Source organism: Humidesulfovibrio sp. (assembly GCF_035560995.1).
Lineage (GTDB): Bacteria > Desulfobacterota > Desulfovibrionia > Desulfovibrionales > Desulfovibrionaceae > Humidesulfovibrio.
On the sequence record NZ_DATMYK010000203.1, the window covers coordinates 1 to 15,908 of the forward strand.

The following is a 15,908-nucleotide window of genomic DNA, read 5'->3' on the forward strand; positions in this document are numbered from 1 at the left end:
TGCTGGAGGAGGTGGGCTTCGCCCGCTTCACCATGGAGGGCATCGCCGCCAAGGCCGGGGTGAGCAAGGCCACCCTGTACCGCTGGTGGCCCGGCAAGGGCGCCGTGGCCATGGAAGCCTTCATGGCCGCCACCACGCCCAAGATAAACTTCCCCCACACGCAGTCCGCCGTGGCCGACGTCACCGCCCAGATGCTGGCCCTGGCCGAGGCCTACCGGGGCGTCACCGGCCGCCTCATCCGCGAACTCATCGGCCTGGGCCAATCCGACCCGGAGGCCCTGCGCTCCTTTTCCGAGGGCTACCTCATCCCCAGGCGGGCGGCCACAAAGGACGTGCTGCGCCGGGGCATCGCCAGCGGCGAGCTGCGCCCGGACGTGGACCTGGAGACCCTGGTGGACGCGCTGTACGCGCCCATCTTCCACCGCCTGCTGTTGCAGCATTTCCCCCTCGACGCCGAGTTCATCCGGCAGATCGCCGCACTGGCCTTTTCTTCCGTGACCCTGCCCGGAAATGGCGCAGCCTCTGGTAATCCTGCGAAATAGTCCAGTCTAAAGAGTGTGTTGGTCGCGCCAGGGCATCTCCGGGCGGGCGCGTTCCCGGTCAGGCGCATTTTTTGCGTGTCTCCCGTTGACAGTGGGGGACTGGTAATTATAATACGGGACGTCTCGTATTTATATTTATCACAAGGAGCGGGTATGTCCGACAACGCAAGCAGCACCACAGGCAACACCGGGGCCATTACCGGCATGACGGGCGGCACGCGGCCCCGGCAGCCGGAGCTTGGGGCCGGGGTGGTCATCCTCATGGCCGTGGCCGCCGGCCTGTGCGTGGCCAGCATCTACTACAACCAGCCCATGCTGGGCATTTTGGCCAAGAGCTTCCAGGCCGGGCCGGGCGAGGTCTCGCTGATTCCCATCGTGACCCAGGTGGGCTACGCCGCAGGGCTTCTGCTGCTTTCGCCCCTGGGCGACCGCTACGAGCGGCGCGGGCTCATCGTCTGGACCACGGCGGCCCTGACCCTGGCCCTGGCGGCCGCGGCCCTGGCCCCGAGCATCGCCCTGCTGGCGGCGGCGAGCCTGGCCGTGGGCGTGCTGGCCACCGTGGCCCAGCAGGTGGTGCCCATGGCGGCGCAGCTTGCGCCGGACAACCAGAAGGGCCGCGTGGTGGGCCTGGTCATGGCCGGGCTGCTCACGGGCATCCTGCTTTCGCGCACGGTGAGCGGCGTGGTGTCGGAGTATGGCAGCTGGCGGCTGATGTTCGGCCTGGCCAGCGTCTCCACCGCCGCCCTGGCCGCGCTTTTGGCCGTGCGCCTGCCGCGGGTGGAGCCTCTGATCAAGGTCAGCTATCCCGGGCTGCTGCTGTCACTTGTGGGTCTGCTGCGCCAGCACGCAACCCTGCGCCGCGCCGGGCTGGTGCAGGGCCTGCTCTTTGCCGGGTTCGTGTCCTTCTGGTCCAGTCTGGCCTTCTTCCTGGAGCAGCCGCCGTTCCGCATGGGCAGCTCCGTGGCCGGGGCCCTTGGCGTAGTGGGCATAGTGGGCGTGATGGTGGCGCCCCTGGCCGGACGTTTCGCGGACAAGGGCGGCAAGCGGCGCATCATCCTGCTGGGGGCCGCCTCTGTGGCCGCGTCCTTCGCCTTGTTCTGGCTGGGGCGAGAGTCCATGGCCGTGCTCATCGCGGGCATCGTGCTCATGGACGCGGGCCTGCAGGCGGCCATGATTTCAAACCAGGCGCAGGTCTTCGGGTTGGACGCCTCGGCCCGCAGCCGCCTGAACACGGTGTTCATGACCATCATGTTCACGGGCGGGGCCATCGGCACGGCCCTGGGCGCGCAGGCCTATTCCCTGTTCGGCTGGGCGGGCGTGTGCGGCTTTGGGGCGGGCTGTTCCCTGGCGGGCTTCGCCATCCAGTTCCTCAGCCCGGCCACACCGTCCGCCCAGACCGCCCAAGCCGACTAGGGTGCTTGTGGGGGATGCGCGCGCCGGGGGTCAGCCCGTGGCGCGCGCGCCCTCCAGGCTCTGGGACTCCAAACGCTGCATGCACCGGGCGCAGTAGACCGTGGCGGGCACGGCCTCCAGCCTGCGCGCGGATATTTCGTCCCCGCATTCCTCGCATACGCCGAAGTCCTCCTCCTCCATTCTGCCCAGCAGGCGCAACAGCTCCACCATGCGCCGGTCGGCCTTGTCCTTCCAGCTCTGGCGCAGCATGCGCTCGGCCAGCTCGTCCACGCGCGGGCGGCCGTTCTCGTCCAACCCGTTGCAGGCGCGCCATTGTTCCATGGCCGTGTGGATGGTCTCGATCTCGGCCTCGACGATTCCTCGCAATCTCGACAACTGTTCAGCAGTCATGTGTGTCTCCTTGTTTGTTTTGCTGTTGAATGAAAAAGGCCCCGCCTTCCGGTGATCGGAAAGACGGGGCCCCATGCAGGCGTGACGCGTGACGCGCGCTACATGACGGCCCCTCCCCCCGGGCGGAGATTGCGGAACTCCTGCCGGGACATGGCGCAGCCCGCGCGCAGGTCGGCGCGGCTGGTGATGTGTTTGGTGCGGGGACGGTTCATGTGCTCACTCCATGTGGTGCGCGGCGTTTTCCGCGCGCGCTGATTCCAAGCATAGCCCAGGTGGAACAAAAAGCCAAGCCCTGGGCCGGGCCTGGCGCTACTCGTCGAAATTGAGCAGTTCGCCGCGCATGATGGCGCCTTTGCCGAAGCGCCCGCGCACGGCGTCCATGGCGCTGTCCAGCGCACCCTTGGGGCGTGCGGTGGGCTCCGGCTCCATGAGCGAGAGCTGGCGGGGCCTGTCGCCGAACTGGCTGACGCCCACGCCGATGAGCCGCAGGTCCTGCCTGGGGTTCAGTTCGGCCAGCAGGCTCACCGCGGTGTCGAAGATGGTCTGGGTGTCGCAGATGGCCTCGGGCAGGGTGCGCGAGCGCGTCACCTGGCTGAAGTCCGCGAACTTGGCCTTGAGGGTCACGGTGCGGCCGCGCACGCCCTGGGCCCGCAGGTCCGCGCCAACGCGATCGCTTTGCAGCAGCAGCCAGCGCCGCAGGGTGGCGGGGTCGCGGGTGTCCTTGTCAAAGGTGTTCTCCGCGCTGGAGCTTTTGGGCGGGGTGAAGGGCGTCACCGGGCGGTCGTCGCGTCCCTGGGCCAGGGCGTGCAGCCACAGGCCGCGCTCGCCCAGCTGCTTCTGCCAGAAGCTTGCGGGCTGGCGCAGCACGTCGCCCGCGTTTTTCACGCCCAGCTTCTGCAGGGTCTCCAGGGTGCGGCCGCCCACGCCGGGCACCTTCTGCACGGGCAGGGCGTCCAGAAAGGCGCGCATGTCTCCGGGACGGATGATGGTCTGGCCGTCGGGCTTGTTGTAGTCCGAGGCGATCTTGGCCAGAAAGCGCACCGGGGCCATGCCCACGGAGCAGGTGAGGCCCGTCTCTTCCTTCACCGCCGCGCGCAGGGCGCCGGCGAACTCCTCCGGCGGGCCGAAGAGCCGCTCCAGGCCCGTGGCGTCCAGATAGGCCTCGTCCACGCTGGCCTGCTCCACCAGGGGGGAAAAGCGCTGCAGCACGGCCATGACCCGGCGCGAAAGCTCCTTGTAGCGCCACATGCGCACGGGCACGAAGATGCCCTGCGGGCAGAGCTTCTTGGCCTGCTGCACCGGCATGGCCGAGCGCACGCCGAAGGCGCGGATCTCGTAGCTGGCGGCGGAGACCACGCTGCGCGGGCCGTCGCCCACGGCCAGGGGTTTGCCGCGCCACTCCGGGTGGTCCAGCTGCTCGATGGACGCGAAAAAGGCGTCCATGTCGATGTGCGCGATGCGCCGTTCCGGGGGGGCTTTCGCCACGCGTTCCATGTGCTCTGGTTACGACAGACCGGGCCGTATGGAAAGGGGCGGCGCGTGTGGACGGCTACGGCGTCACGTCTTGCGTAGCGGGGAGTGCGCGTTTTAAACGGCAGGCCTGTTTACTTGAGGTATTTGAACGGGTAATGGCTGTTCGGGGTGGATGGGAAATTACCCGTCAGGAGAAAAGCCATGGACGAAGTGAAGCAGGACGTATTGGATTCTTTTCAGACCATGTGGGGCCTGTACCCCGGCCCTGTGCTTTTGGTGCACGCCAGCAGGAAGATCCTCGCGGTGAACAAGGTGGCCGAGGGCCTGGGCATTGCCACGGGCATCGCCTGCCATTCGCTGCACGGAGGCGACAAACCTTGCAAGGGCTGCCTGGCGAACAAGGCCCTGCGCCAGGGCGAAGGGGTGCGCAGCACCGCCTGGTCGCCTTTGTCCAAGAAATACATGGACGCCTTCTGGTCTCCGGTTGCGGGCGAGAAGGACATCTACGTCCACTTCGGAAACGACATCACGGAGTTCGTGCGCGCGGAACTGCTGCCGGCGGAATAGACGGCGCTGCGGACAAGGAAAACGAGAAAGGGCGCGCTCCGCATGGGACGCGCCCTTTTGTTTGGTGCCGGAGGCGGAAGCTAGAAGCCCCAGGCCGAGAGGGTGGGGCGGCGGTAGCCCTGCTGCTGGGCCAGCACGTCCAAAGCAACGGAGGCCATGTCGTCCAGGGCGGCCAGGGTGTCGTTGTCCATCTCGCGGTGGTCCAGGGTCTTGATGTACATGTTGCAGGTGTCGCACACATCCACGCGCACGCCGGGGTATTCGGCCACGCGGAAGAGCTTCAGCTTGTTCTGGTCGGCCTCGTCGCAGTAGGCGCAGGCGATGCGCCGCAGCCGGTGCTCATAGCCGCAGAAGGAGCACACGCCGTAGCGCTTGCCTTCTTTGTCGCGCAGCAGCGAGATGTACGGCAGGCTGCCGCACAGCGGGCAATGGCCGTGCTCGTGGGGCAGGTTCTCCGGCAGGCGCGGGGCCAGCTGCTCCGCCGCCACGTTCAGGCTGGGCAGCAGCGCGCAGGTGGCCAGGAAGTCCAGCGCGCGCGGGCTGCCGGGCAGGCGCTCGCGCCAGTGGGCGAACAGGGCGTCGTCGCCCGCGGCCAGGCCGCGCAGGGCGGCCTCCGGGTCCAGCGCGCCCGATTCCATGGCCTGGCGCAGGGTCTGGGCGGCTTCGGCCGCGGCCTCGCCGGACTGCTCCAGGATGTCCAGCAGGGTGGGGATGAGTCCCAGGGCCTGTTTGAGGTCGAAGGGGAAGTCTTGGCGCAGCAGAAGCGGGCTCCCGGCGAACATGGCCTCGGCTGTGGCGCAGGCCTCCACCGGGGGCAGGCTGACCTGGGCCTCGGCCCGGGCCTGGCGCAGCAGCGGCAGCACGCGCTCCACCAGGGCGATGAGTTCTTCGGGCAGGATCTCCTGCGAGCGGATGAGGGCGAGCTTGGCGCTCGCAAGCCGCGCGTAGGTGTGGTCGTCACAATGCATGGGGTATGTCCTTGGCGGTTATTGCGGGTCGGGGAGGCCCGCACCGGAGACTCTACGTCTTGCGGGGCGCGGATGCAACCGGGTGGGCCAAGGTTCATGCTTTGGCCCCGCGCTTTCTTCATTTTCCCCTTGCGGGCGAAGTCGCGGGCACGTATGTGTGTGTGAGTGGCAAAATCCTGAGCAGCGCTGGTGGTATGGTATGATGGGCGACGAATCCGCATCCGGCATCAACCTGGTGAATCTTCGCGAGGCCTTTGAGGGCAGCGAGGATGTGTTGGCCCAGATGCTCGGCCTGTTTCTCGTGCAGGCGGCGGAGCGGGTGGAGCAGCTGAACGCCCACCTGGGCGGCTGGGACAGCATGGGCGCGCGCACGGCCCTGCATTCCCTGGTGAACATTTCCGGCGCGGTGCGCGCCTACGCCATGAGCGAGCTGGCCAAGGCCGTGGGCGACGCCGTGAAGCGCGACGACCGGGGCCAGGCCCTGGCCGCCGCCCGCGCCCTCTCGCGCGAGGCGGACACCGTGCTCTCCCAGGCCAGAATCCTGCTTGAAGCTGCCAAGGACGACCCCCGGAATTTGTGGAACGCGCCCCTGCCCGGCCTGGGCGGCGTGGTCTCCCCCAGCTGAGCCCCGTGGTGAATAAATAAGGCCGCCCGCCCCGGCCCCCGGAAGGGGATTGCCGGAGAGGGCGGCCTTGCTGCCGTCTTGCGGTATTCTACAGGTTCGCCTGCAGAATCTCTCCAAACTCTTTGCAGCCCACGGCCTTGGCCCCCTCGATCTGGGAGGCCAGGTCCACGGTGACCTTGCGCGCGGCGATCGCCTTCGCGACGGACGCGTGCACCAGCTGCGCGGCCTCAAACCAGCCCAGGTGCTCCAGCATCATGGTGCCGGAGAGGATGAGGCTGCCGGGGTTGGCCATGTCCTTGCCCGCGATGGTCGGGGCGGTGCCGTGGGTGGCCTCGAAGAAGGCCAGGGTGTCGCTCATGTTCACGCCGGGGGCCAGGCCAAGCCCGCCCACCTGCGCGGCCAGCGCATCGGAGATGTAGTCGCCGTTCAGGTTGGTGGTGGCCACCACGGAGTACTTCTCCGGGCGGATGAGCGCCTCCTGGAACATGGCGTCGGCGATGCGGTCGTTGATGACCACCGGCTTCTTGCCGCCCTCGGCGGCCTCGGCCTCGGTCATGGTGAACTCGCCGAACTCGGCGGCGGCCATCTCGTAGCCCCAGGCGCGGAAGCCGCCCTCGGTGAACTTCATGATGTTGCCCTTGTGCACCAGGGTGACGCTCGGCCGCTTCTGGTCGATGGCGAACTTCACCGCGCGGCGCGCCAGGCGCTTGCAGCCCTTCTCGGTCATGGGCTTGATGCCGATGGCGGCCAGGTCGTCGAGCTTGGCGCCCATTTCGTCGCGCAGGAACTCCACAACCTTTCTGGCCTCCGGCGTGCCTGCGGCCCACTCGATGCCCGCGTACACGTCCTCGGTGTTCTCGCGGAAGATGACCATGTCCACGCGTTCGGGGTGCTTCACGGGGCTTTCGATGCCGGGGAAGTATTTGATGGGCCGGATGCAGGCGTAGAGGTCGAACATCTGGCGCAGGGTCACGTTCAGGCTGCGGAAGCCCTTGCCCACCGGGGTGCCGAGCGGGCCCTTCATGGCCAGTTCCGCGCCCCTCAGGGCGTCGAGGGTGGCCTGGGGCAGGTTCTCGCCGGTTTCGCGCACGGCCTTTTCGCCCGCCAGGATCTCCTTCCACACCAGCTTCTTGGAATCGCCGTAGGCCTTGGCGACCGCCGCATTGAGCACCGGACGCGCCGCGGCCCAGACCTCGGGGCCGATGCCGTCACCCTCGATGAAATAGACAACCTTCTCCACCAACTTTTCCACGTTGAAGCCTCCCGAAGAAAATTCGCTGGGCGGCGTGCAGATTTGGCGCGGCCCGCGTGCCGAACCTGATAGCCGGGCTTCGGCCCCATGGCAAGCGCCGCCTGCGGCCTGGGTGGGTCTTGACAATTCAATAGGGCCGCAGTAAGCGCTCACCATGAGCAAAAGCATGACGAACACTTCCGGCAAAGGCTGGTGGCGCTGGTGGCAGAGGTATTGAAGCCGCCGGCGTGACGGATGCTCGTATTTTCAGGGCCGCGGACTTCAGGACCGCGGCCCTTTTTTGTGCCCTTGGGGCGCACGAAGGAGGCCCGGCCAGACGCGGCGGAACGCCCAGCATTGGAGAAATTCCAGGAGGACTTGCATGGAAACCCGCATCAATCTGCCCCAAAGTGAAATGCCCAAGGCCTGGTACAACGCCCTGCCCGACCTGCCCACGCCGCTGGCCCCCCCGCGCGACCCGGAGACCCAGGAGATCCTGACCCCGGACAAGCTGGAGCCCATCTTCGCCAAGGAACTCATCAAGCAGGAGATGAGCCCGGAGCGCTTCATCGAGATCCCGGAGCCCGTGCAGGACATCTACCGCCTGTTCCGGCCCACGCCGCTGGTGCGCGCCCACAGGCTGGAGAAAGCCATCGGGGCCAAGTGCCGCATCTATTACAAGAACGAGTCCGTGTCGCCTTCGGGCTCGCACAAGACCAACACCAGCGTGCCCCAGGTGTACTACAACAAGCGCGAGGGCGTGAAACGCCTCTCCACTGAGACCGGCGCGGGTCAGTGGGGCACCGCGCTCTCCTTCGCGTGCAGCATGTTCGACATGAAGTGCACGGTGTACATGGTCAAGGTGAGCTTTGAACAGAAGCCCTACCGTAAGATCCTCATCAACAGCTACGGCGGGGAGATTTTTCCTTCCCCATCCGACAAGACCAACGCCGGGCGCGACATGCTGGCCAAGGATCCCGGCTGCAAGGGCAGCCTCGGCCTGGCCATCAGCGAGGCCGTGGAGGACGCCGCCACCCACGAGGACACCAAGTACACCCTGGGCAGCGTGCTGAACCATGTGCTGCTGCACCAGAGCGTGGTCGGCCTGGAGACCGAGAAGCAGCTGGCCATGATCGGCGAGAAGCCGGACTACCTGGTGGGCTGCGTGGGCGGCGGGTCGAACTTCGGCGGCCTGGTGCTGCCGTTCCTGCCGCGTAAGCTTGGGGGTGAGAATATCACCTTCGTGGCCGCGGAGCCCAAAGCCTGCCCGACCCTGACGCGCGGAAGCTTCCGTTACGATTACGGCGACATGGCGCGCCTGACCCCCTTGATGAAAATGCACACCCTGGGCCACGCCTTCATGCCCGCGCCCATCCACGCGGGCGGCCTGCGCTACCACGGCGAGGCGCCCATCGTGTCCAACCTGATGGAGGAGGGGCTGGTGGACGCCCGCGCCTACTACCAGGGCGACTGCTTCGAGGCGGCCATGCTCTTCCTCAAGACCGAGGGCTTCCTGCCCGCGCCAGAGACCAGCCACGCCATCGCCAGCGCCATCGACGTGGCCAAAAGCGCCAAGCCCGGCTCCTGCGTGGTCTTCCTGTATTCCGGCCACGGCATGCTCGACCTGGCCAGCTACGACGCCTACCTGCGCGGCGACTTGACCAACTACGAACTGCCCCAGGACCAGATCGACCAGGCTTTGATGATGTGTCCGGACGTGCAGGGCTAGGACCGGCGTCCTTCTTCCCTCAACCTTCCGGCAAGATTCCAGCGGGGGGAGCCTTGTGCGGGCTTCCCCCGTTTTTTGGGCCCTGCGATCGCGGGGTATCCGTTTGCGTATTGACCTCTTCCGCTGCTTCATCCACAAAAGAAGAATGGATCTGACGCTCTTCTCTGAAATAATGACCATGTTCGGCCTTTCCGTGGCGGTGATCTACCTCTGCCACAAGGTGCGCATTCCCCCCATCGTGGGCTTTCTCATCACGGGCGTCATCGCCGGTCCTTACGGTCTGGGGCTGGTCAGCGCCGTGCACGAGGTCGAACTCATGGCCGAGGTGGGCGTGGTGCTGCTTTTGTTCACCATCGGCCTTGAGCTTTCCATCGGCGAACTGGTGCGCCTCAAGAAGAGCGTGCTTCTGGGCGGCGGCTCCCAGGTGCTGTTCACCATCGTGTCCTTTGGGGCCCTGGCCTACGCCCTGGGGCAAAGCGTCTCGCACTCCGTGTTCATCGGCTTTCTGGCCGCGCTCTCGTCCACGGCCATCGTGCTCAAGATTTTTCAGCAGCGGGCGGAAATGGACTCTGTCCACGGCCGCATCTCCCTGTCCATCCTCATTTTTCAGGATCTCATCATCGTGCCCATGGTCCTCGTCATCCCCTTCCTGGCCGGGCAGGCCGGAAACGGCGGCGAGTCGGGCATGTCCTTCGTGTGGCCCATGCTCAAGGGCTTCGGCATGGTGGCGTTGGTGTTCTTCCTGGCGCGCAAGGTGGTGCCCAAGCTGCTGCACCGCATCGTGCAGACGCGCAGCCGCGAGCTTTTCCTCATCAGCACCCTGACCATGTGCCTGGCCACGGCCTTCTTGACCTCGCAGATGGGCCTGTCGCTCTCCCTGGGCGCGTTTTTGGCCGGGCTCATCATCTCCGAGTCCGAGTACAGCTTAAGCGCCCTGGAAGGCATCATGCCCTTCCGCGACGTGTTCACCAGCCTGTTCTTCATCTCGGTGGGCATGCTGCTCGACGTGAACTATCTGATCAGCCACCTGGTTCCCGTGGGCGGGGCCACCCTGGCCGTGCTGGCGCTGAAGGCCCTCATGGCCGCCTGCGCCGCGTACCTGCTGGGCTTCCCCCTGCGTCCGGCCATCATGGTGGGTCTGGCGCTGTGCCAGGTGGGCGAGTTCTCCTTCGTGCTGGCCAAGGCCGGCGTAGCCCAGGGGCTCATCGACCACCAGGGCTACCAGCTGTTCCTGGCCGCCAGCATCATGACCATGACCCTGACTCCGCCGCTCATCGCCCTCTCTCCCCGGGTGGCGGATTGGGTGCGCGGCCTGTCGTTCTTCGCGCGCATGCGGCCGCGCCCCTTCGAGCGGGAGATGAGCCAGGCCTGCGAAGGCCAGACCTGCACGTCCGACCATCTGATCATCATCGGCTTCGGCGTGGGCGGGCGGCACCTGGCCCGCGCGGCCAAGAGCTTCGGCATCAGCTACCGCGTGGTGGAGATGAACCCGGATACCGTGCGCCAGAGCGCGGCCGAGGGCGAACCCATCATGTACGGCGACGCGAGCCAGACCGCCGTGCTGGAGCATGTGGGCGCGCAGAACGCGCGCGTTTTGGCCGTGGTCGTCAGCGATCCTGTCAGCATCCGGCGCATCACCGACGCAGCGCGCAAGCTGAACCCGGCCCTGCACATCATCGCGCGCACGCGCTTCATGAGCGAGCTGGAGCCCCTGCTGGAGCTGGGCGCAAGCGACGTCATTCCCGAGGAATTCGAAACATCTGTGGAGATCTTCACCCGGGTGATGATGCGCTACCTGGTGCCCCGGGGCGACATCGAGCGCTTCACCGAGGAGGTGCGCTCGGAAGGCTACGAAATGCTGCGCTCCACGGAAGTGCGCGGGGAATCGTTCTGCGCCCTGAACCGCCAGTTCCCCGGCATGGACGTGAGCGCCCTGACGGTTGAGCTCGGCTCCATCCTGGACGGGCAGACCCTGCTGGAATCCGAGCTGCGGCGCACCCACGGGCTTACGGTGGTGGCCCTGGGACGCGAGGGCGAGGTCATCGCCAATCCGGACGGCTCGCTGCGGCTCCAGGCCGGGGATGTGGCCTACGTCTTCGGTCCGCATGCGGACATCGCTTCCAAGGCCGGGCTGTTCACCGGGCGCAAGCGCCCCTGGGAAACTGCGGGACAAACCGCACCCGCTTGACATTCTGCCGGGGTTTGGGAGAGAGAATAGCTATTACTGGTATTCCAAACCCCCAACCTAGCAGGAGGAGAGCATGAGCGCTGCCGAAGAGACCAAAGGCGGGCTGAACCGCCGCGAGTTCATGGCCCTGGCCGGTGTCGCGGGAGCGGCCCTGGCGGCTCCGGGCCTGTTCGTCACCGACGCCTTTGCGGCCGATCCGCTGGAGATGGCCCCGCTGCCGTATGCCATGAACGCGCTGGAGCCGGTCATCAGCGCGAAAACCCTGGAGTTCCACTACGGCAAGCACCACGCGACCTATGCGGCCAACGTGAAAAAGATGGTGCCGGGCACCGGGCTTGAGGGCAAGAGCATGGACGACATCGTCCGGGCCACGGCGGGACAGGCCGACAAGGCTGGGCTGTTCAACAACGCGGCCCAGTGCTCCAACCACGCGTTTTACTGGAAATGCATGAAACCCGGCGGGGGCGGCATGCCCTCTGGCAAGCTCATGGCCGCCATCATGTCCAGCTTTGGCGGGTACGACGCCTTCCGCAAGGCCTTTGTGGACGGCTCCGTGGGACGCTTCGGCAGCGGCTGGGGCTGGCTGGTGCAGGAGGGCGGCAAGCTGAAGGTCGTTTCCACCTCCAACGCCGAAACGCCGCTGACCCAGGCCGGTGTCACCCCGCTTCTGGTGGTCGACGTGTGGGAACACGCCTATTACCTGGACTATCAGAACCGGCGGGCGGACTACGTGAACGCCTTCATGGACAAGCTGGTGAACTGGGACTTCGTGGCCGCGAACATGAAATAGCGGCGCGAAAGACGAGACAATGCAAGGGCTGCGGCGACGAACCGCAGCCCTTTTTCATTGCGTTGCGGCGGCTAGCACTCGCCGTCGAGCAGGAAGCGCAGGGCCTTGCCCGTGCGGGTGGTCTTGAACTCGATGATTTCGTAGGTGGCCGCGCCCTGGGTGACGAAGGGGTCCTGTTCCAGCACGGCGGCCAGCTCCCAGCGGCTGCCGGCCTGGGCCAGAATGACGCCGCCATTGCGCGGCTCGCGCGGGCCGGAAAGCAGGAACAGCCCGGCCTGATAGTTGGCTTCCAGGAACTTGCGGTGCTCGGGCAGCAGTTCGTCGATGACTTCGGTGGGCTTCACGTAGTTCATGAGCACGAGGTACATTGTCTCTCCTTGTTCGGGCGGTGCCGTTTTCCCATTTGTATGGGGGATGCCCGCAGTTCTCAAGGGGTTTGTGCGGGACATTTTCCCGCGGCGGCGCGCATGGCCCGCACCTTCGCCAGATTTTCGCCTGTCGGGCGCTTGCTCAGCGCTGGCTCTGAGTCTGGATTTTGACTTTCAGGGCCGCGATGCGCCCAGCGGATTCGCGGATGCGCGCCGGGCTCACCGTGCCCTCGGCCACCAGTTCCATGAGGGCGCTTATGGCCTTGTCGGGCGCGTCCTCCTCATAGGCCAGGTTGTTGCCGATGAGCAGCAGGTCGGCCCCGGCGTTGACGGCCAGGCCGAGCGCCTCCTTCAGGCCGTACTTGCTGGTGATGGCGCGCATCTGCAGGTCGTCCGTCACCACCACGCCGGTGAAGCCGAGCTTGCGGCGCAAAAGCCCGGTAATGACCGGCCGCGACAGGGTGGCCGGGTGCCGGGCGTCCAGGCGGTCGTTGAACACGTGGGCGGTCATGATCATGTCGGCCCGACCGCTTTGGATGAGCGCGGCAAAGGGCGAGAGTTCGGCCTCGCTCCAGGTGGCGGAGACGTCGGTGAAGCCCAGGTGGCTGTCCGAGGCGCTGGAGCCGTGGCCGGGAAAGTGCTTGGCCGCCGTGAGCACGCCCTGGCTTTGCAGGCCCTGGGCAAAGGCCCCGGCACAGTCGGCCACGCGCTTTGGGTCGGCTGAAAAGCTGCGGCCGATGCCGCCGATGACCGGATTTTCCGGGTTCACGTTCACGTCGCACACGGGCGCGAAGTCCAGGTTGAAGCCCGCCTCGCGCAGCATGCGGCCCGTGGCCGTGCCTGCTGTCCGGGCCAGTTCGGCCTGCGCGTCGTCCGCAGGGCAGAGGTCCGCCGCGGCTGGGCCGTCCGGGAAGCCGTTGACCGGCTTGAGCCGCTGCACTCGTCCGCCCTCCTGGTCCACGGCCACGAACAGGGGCGGCTGGCTGGCATTGGCAGCGGCCTTGCTCAGGGCGGCGTTCAGGCGCTTCAGCTGTTCCGGGTTGGCCACGTTCCTGCCCGGCGTGCCCAGCTGCGCGTCGCGGTCGAAAAGAATGACCCCGCCGAGGTTCAAGCGGGGAATCTGGCCCAGTATGGGCAGGGGGCGGCCCTGTTCATCAAGCGGCTCCGCGCCGCGAAAACCCACCAGGAGCATCTGCCCGGCCTGGCGCTTCAGCTCCGGGGTCGGGGCCTCGCGCAGCAGGGCGCAGCCGGAAAGCGCAAGGCCCAGACACAGGAGCGTGAGCCCTCGAACAAGGGCGCGCGCCTGCATGCGGACGGATTTAGGGCCGGTCATTGCCCAGGGAGAAGGTGCTTTCAAGATCGTAGCTGGAGATGACGCGGTAGGAGATGAGGGTCTCCGTGCCGGTGATGCCCTGGATGAGCAGCATCTTTTCCGTGACGATGGTGGCCAGGTCTTCGTTGTCCTTGGCCCGGATGATGGCCACGAGGTCGTAGCGGCCGCCCACGGAATGGACTTCGCTGATGCCGTCGATGGCGACGAGTTTCTGGGCAACCACGTTGATGGCCGTGGGCTGGACGTGCATGAGCACGATGGCGTTGGTCATGGCGTTCCTCCGATGCCTGGGTAGTACCCGTTTGCCGGGCGGCGGTCAAAGGGGCGGGCGCAAAAAAAGGCCCCCGGAAGCGCGCTTCCAGGGGCCTTGCGGCTGCGTGGACCTTGGCCGTTATTCCTCGGCCAGGGCGACGACGGTGTCGCCGTACTCGTCCTTCTGCGTGGTCTTGATTGCGAGCAGTTCCTTCCAGCGCAGCACGGCGCCGATGAACACGATGACCATGAGGACCATGACCAGCGCTCCCAGCCCGGCCAGCAGGTACTTGCCGTTGGGCAGGTAGTTGCCGACGATGTTCAGGTAGCCCGCGTACATGGTGATGAAGGCCATGGCCACGCCGGGAATTGCGGTGATCCAGGCGTACTTGGCCTTGTTCATGCGGATGATCATGGTGGTGCCGATGATCAGCGCGCAGGAGGCCAGCAGCTGGTTGCTCATGCCGAACAGGGGCCAGATGGTGCTGATGTCGCCCGTGTAGACCAGGTAGCCCCAGCTGGCGGTGAACAGCGCGCTGGTGATGATGACGCCGGGCCACCAGCGCTTGTCGTCGAACTTCGGGATGACCGCGCCGATCATCTCCTGCAGGAAGAAGCGGCCAACGCGGGTGCCGGTGTCGACGGCGGTGAGGATGAACACGGCCTCGAACATGATGGCGAAGTGGTACCAGTAGCTCATGAGGTGCTGCATGAACGGCACCTTGGCGAAGATGTGGGCCATGCCCACGGCGAGGGAGACCGCGCCGCCGGGACGGCCCTGGATGTTTTCCTCGACCGCCGCGGCCAGGGCGGGCAGGTCAACCACGTCCATGCCCAGCTTGGCGAACACGGCCGGGGCGGAGTTGATGGCGAAGTAGTCGGCCGGGACCAGGGTGCAGGCGGCGATGAGGGCCATGATGGCCACGAAGCCTTCCACCAGCATGGCGCCGAAGCCCACGAACAGGATGTCGCGCTCGTTGCCGATCATCTTGGGCGTGGTGCCGGTGCCGATGATGGCGTGGAAGCCGGAGAGGGCGCCGCAGGCGATGGTGATGAAGATGAAGGGGAACACCGGGCCGGGAATGACCGGGCCGCCGCCGTTGACGAACTTGGTGATGGGCTCCATGAGCAGCGTGGGCTGCACGAAGATGATGCCCGCCGCCAGCATGACGATGGTGCCGATCTTGAGGTAGGTGGAGAGGTAGTCGCGCGGGCACAAAAGCAGCCACACCGGCAGCACAGAGGCCACGAAGCCGTACACCGGGATGGTGAGGGCGATGGTCTTCTTGCTCATGTTGAACAGGGGACCCAGGGTCGGGTCGGCCACCACGTAGGGACCGGCGATGACCGCCAGGAACAGCAGCACCACGCCGATGATGCTGGCGCCCTTCACGTCGCCCTCGCGCCACACGTGCAGGTACACGCCCATCAAGAGCGCGATGGGGATGGTGGCGAACACGGTGAAGGTGCCCCAGGCGCTCTCGGCCATGGCGTTCACCACGGCGATGGACAGCCCGGCCAGCGTCAGGATGAGGATGAACAGCACCGCCCAGGAGGCCACATGGCCCACGGTCTTGCCGATCTCGCTCTCGGCGATCTTGCCCAGGCTGTGGCCCTTGTGCCGCACGGAGGCGAAGAGCACCACCATGTCGTGCACGGCGCCGGCCATGACGCAGCCGACGATGATCCACAGGGTGCCCGGCAGATAGCCGAACTGCGCGGCAAGCACCGGTCCAAGCAGCGGGCCTGCCGCGGCGATGGCCGCGAAATGGTGACCGAAGAGCACGAACTTGTTCGTCTTCACGTAGTCGCGGCCGTCGGCCATTTTGATGGCCGGGGTCACGCGCTCGGCCTTCAGCTCAAGCACCTTGTTGGCGATGAACAGGCCGTAAAAACGGTATCCTATGGCGAAGATGCATAGGGAGACAAAGACCAGGGTCAACGCGTTCATTCAAACCTCCTTGCGGTAGGGGTAATGACACCTGTCTGCCACCATGCGGGGCCTTTGTGCAGGGGGTGCGGAATGAAAAGGCGATTCC

15 protein-coding genes are annotated in these 15,908 nt (G+C 66.4%); 7 read left to right on the plus strand and 8 right to left on the minus strand.

Going from position 1 to position 15,908, the window contains the following annotated elements:
- A partial coding sequence (locus VN419_RS08075; protein WP_325646311.1) for a TetR/AcrR family transcriptional regulator occupies positions 1–542 on the plus strand: 542 nt, incomplete at its 5' end.
- Between the two features lie 153 nt (positions 543–695).
- Positions 696–1,955: an MFS transporter gene (locus VN419_RS08080; protein WP_325646313.1), complete on the plus strand. Its 1,260-nt coding sequence runs from the start codon at positions 696–698 to the stop codon at positions 1,953–1,955.
- A gap of 30 nt (positions 1,956–1,985) precedes the next feature.
- Here the strand turns inward: VN419_RS08080 and VN419_RS08085 are convergent, their stop codons facing one another.
- Positions 1,986–2,345, minus strand: a complete 360-nt coding sequence (locus VN419_RS08085) for a TraR/DksA family transcriptional regulator (RefSeq protein ID WP_325646315.1) — start codon at positions 2,343–2,345, stop codon at positions 1,986–1,988.
- Between the two features lie 309 nt (positions 2,346–2,654).
- A complete protein-coding gene (dinB, locus tag VN419_RS08090) occupies positions 2,655–3,830 on the minus strand; it encodes a DNA polymerase IV (protein ID WP_325646317.1) in 1,176 nt (391 codons plus the stop codon).
- Between the two features lie 189 nt (positions 3,831–4,019).
- Between dinB and VN419_RS08095 the strand changes: the two genes are divergently transcribed.
- Positions 4,020–4,385, plus strand: a complete 366-nt coding sequence (locus VN419_RS08095; RefSeq protein ID WP_325646319.1) for a hypothetical protein — start codon at positions 4,020–4,022, stop codon at positions 4,383–4,385.
- A gap of 80 nt (positions 4,386–4,465) precedes the next feature.
- On the opposite strand, the gene VN419_RS08100 is transcribed toward VN419_RS08095, so the two are convergent.
- Entirely contained in the window at positions 4,466–5,353 is an 888-nt protein-coding gene (locus VN419_RS08100) for a formate dehydrogenase accessory protein FdhE (protein WP_325646321.1), read from the minus strand.
- A 199-nt stretch (positions 5,354–5,552) separates the two neighbouring features.
- Between VN419_RS08100 and VN419_RS08105 the strand changes: the two genes are divergently transcribed.
- On the plus strand, positions 5,553–5,978 hold the full coding sequence (locus VN419_RS08105; RefSeq protein WP_325646323.1) for an Hpt domain-containing protein: 426 nt from the start codon (positions 5,553–5,555) through the stop codon (positions 5,976–5,978).
- 88 nt (positions 5,979–6,066) lie between these two features.
- Here VN419_RS08105 and icd read toward each other — a convergent pair whose 3' ends face one another.
- A complete protein-coding gene (icd, locus tag VN419_RS08110) occupies positions 6,067–7,218 on the minus strand; it encodes an NADP-dependent isocitrate dehydrogenase (protein WP_325646338.1) in 1,152 nt (383 codons plus the stop codon).
- 373 nt (positions 7,219–7,591) lie between these two features.
- On the opposite strand from icd, the gene VN419_RS08115 reads away from it, so the two are divergent.
- The 3 genes from VN419_RS08115 (at position 7,592) to VN419_RS08125 (ending at position 11,916) form a co-directional block, all read left to right on the plus strand.
- Entirely contained in the window at positions 7,592–8,938 is a 1,347-nt protein-coding gene (locus VN419_RS08115) for a TrpB-like pyridoxal phosphate-dependent enzyme (RefSeq protein ID WP_325646325.1), read from the plus strand.
- A gap of 145 nt (positions 8,939–9,083) precedes the next feature.
- Positions 9,084–11,126, plus strand: a complete 2,043-nt coding sequence (locus tag VN419_RS08120) for a cation:proton antiporter (RefSeq protein WP_325646327.1) — start codon at positions 9,084–9,086, stop codon at positions 11,124–11,126.
- A 73-nt stretch (positions 11,127–11,199) separates the two neighbouring features.
- Complete coding sequence (locus VN419_RS08125) at positions 11,200–11,916, plus strand: superoxide dismutase (protein ID WP_325646329.1); 717 nt, start codon at positions 11,200–11,202, stop codon at positions 11,914–11,916.
- Between the two features lie 71 nt (positions 11,917–11,987).
- Here VN419_RS08125 and VN419_RS08130 read toward each other — a convergent pair whose 3' ends face one another.
- From VN419_RS08130 to VN419_RS08145, 4 genes are all read right to left on the minus strand, one after another.
- The gene (locus tag VN419_RS08130) at positions 11,988–12,284 is read right to left on the minus strand and encodes a YciI family protein (RefSeq protein ID WP_325646331.1); all 297 of its coding nucleotides are present in this window, start codon (positions 12,282–12,284) and stop codon (positions 11,988–11,990) included.
- A 142-nt stretch (positions 12,285–12,426) separates the two neighbouring features.
- A complete protein-coding gene (locus tag VN419_RS08135; protein ID WP_325646333.1) occupies positions 12,427–13,617 on the minus strand; it encodes a glycoside hydrolase family 3 protein in 1,191 nt (396 codons plus the stop codon).
- Complete coding sequence (locus tag VN419_RS08140; protein WP_325646335.1) at positions 13,604–13,888, minus strand: Lrp/AsnC ligand binding domain-containing protein; 285 nt, start codon at positions 13,886–13,888, stop codon at positions 13,604–13,606. The genes VN419_RS08135 and VN419_RS08140 overlap by 14 nt, the downstream gene beginning before the upstream one ends.
- A 120-nt stretch (positions 13,889–14,008) precedes the next feature.
- Positions 14,009–15,820: a carbon starvation protein A gene (locus tag VN419_RS08145; protein ID WP_325646337.1), complete on the minus strand. Its 1,812-nt coding sequence runs from the start codon at positions 15,818–15,820 to the stop codon at positions 14,009–14,011.
- Positions 15,821–15,908 lie beyond the last annotated feature (88 nt).

What these genes read in the sequence shown, in the direction of transcription:
- VN419_RS08095 (WP_325646319.1), top strand. Translation starts at nt 4,020, where the DNA reads ATGGACGAAGTGAAGCAGGACGTATTGGATTCTTTTCAGACCATGTGG.
- VN419_RS08145 (WP_325646337.1), bottom strand. Translation starts at nt 15,820, where the DNA reads ATGAACGCGTTGACCCTGGTCTTTGTCTCCCTATGCATCTTCGCCATA.
- VN419_RS08085 (WP_325646315.1), bottom strand. Translation starts at nt 2,345, where the DNA reads ATGACTGCTGAACAGTTGTCGAGATTGCGAGGAATCGTCGAGGCCGAG.
- VN419_RS08115 (WP_325646325.1), top strand. Translation starts at nt 7,592, where the DNA reads ATGGAAACCCGCATCAATCTGCCCCAAAGTGAAATGCCCAAGGCCTGG.
- VN419_RS08130 (WP_325646331.1), bottom strand. Translation starts at nt 12,284, where the DNA reads ATGTACCTCGTGCTCATGAACTACGTGAAGCCCACCGAAGTCATCGAC.
- VN419_RS08140 (WP_325646335.1), bottom strand. Translation starts at nt 13,888, where the DNA reads ATGACCAACGCCATCGTGCTCATGCACGTCCAGCCCACGGCCATCAAC.
- VN419_RS08125 (WP_325646329.1), top strand. Translation starts at nt 11,200, where the DNA reads ATGAGCGCTGCCGAAGAGACCAAAGGCGGGCTGAACCGCCGCGAGTTC.
- VN419_RS08105 (WP_325646323.1), top strand. Translation starts at nt 5,553, where the DNA reads ATGATGGGCGACGAATCCGCATCCGGCATCAACCTGGTGAATCTTCGC.
- VN419_RS08135 (WP_325646333.1), bottom strand. Translation starts at nt 13,617, where the DNA reads ATGACCGGCCCTAAATCCGTCCGCATGCAGGCGCGCGCCCTTGTTCGA.
- VN419_RS08100 (WP_325646321.1), bottom strand. Translation starts at nt 5,353, where the DNA reads ATGCATTGTGACGACCACACCTACGCGCGGCTTGCGAGCGCCAAGCTC.
- VN419_RS08120 (WP_325646327.1), top strand. Translation starts at nt 9,084, where the DNA reads ATGGATCTGACGCTCTTCTCTGAAATAATGACCATGTTCGGCCTTTCC.
- VN419_RS08080 (WP_325646313.1), top strand. Translation starts at nt 696, where the DNA reads ATGTCCGACAACGCAAGCAGCACCACAGGCAACACCGGGGCCATTACC.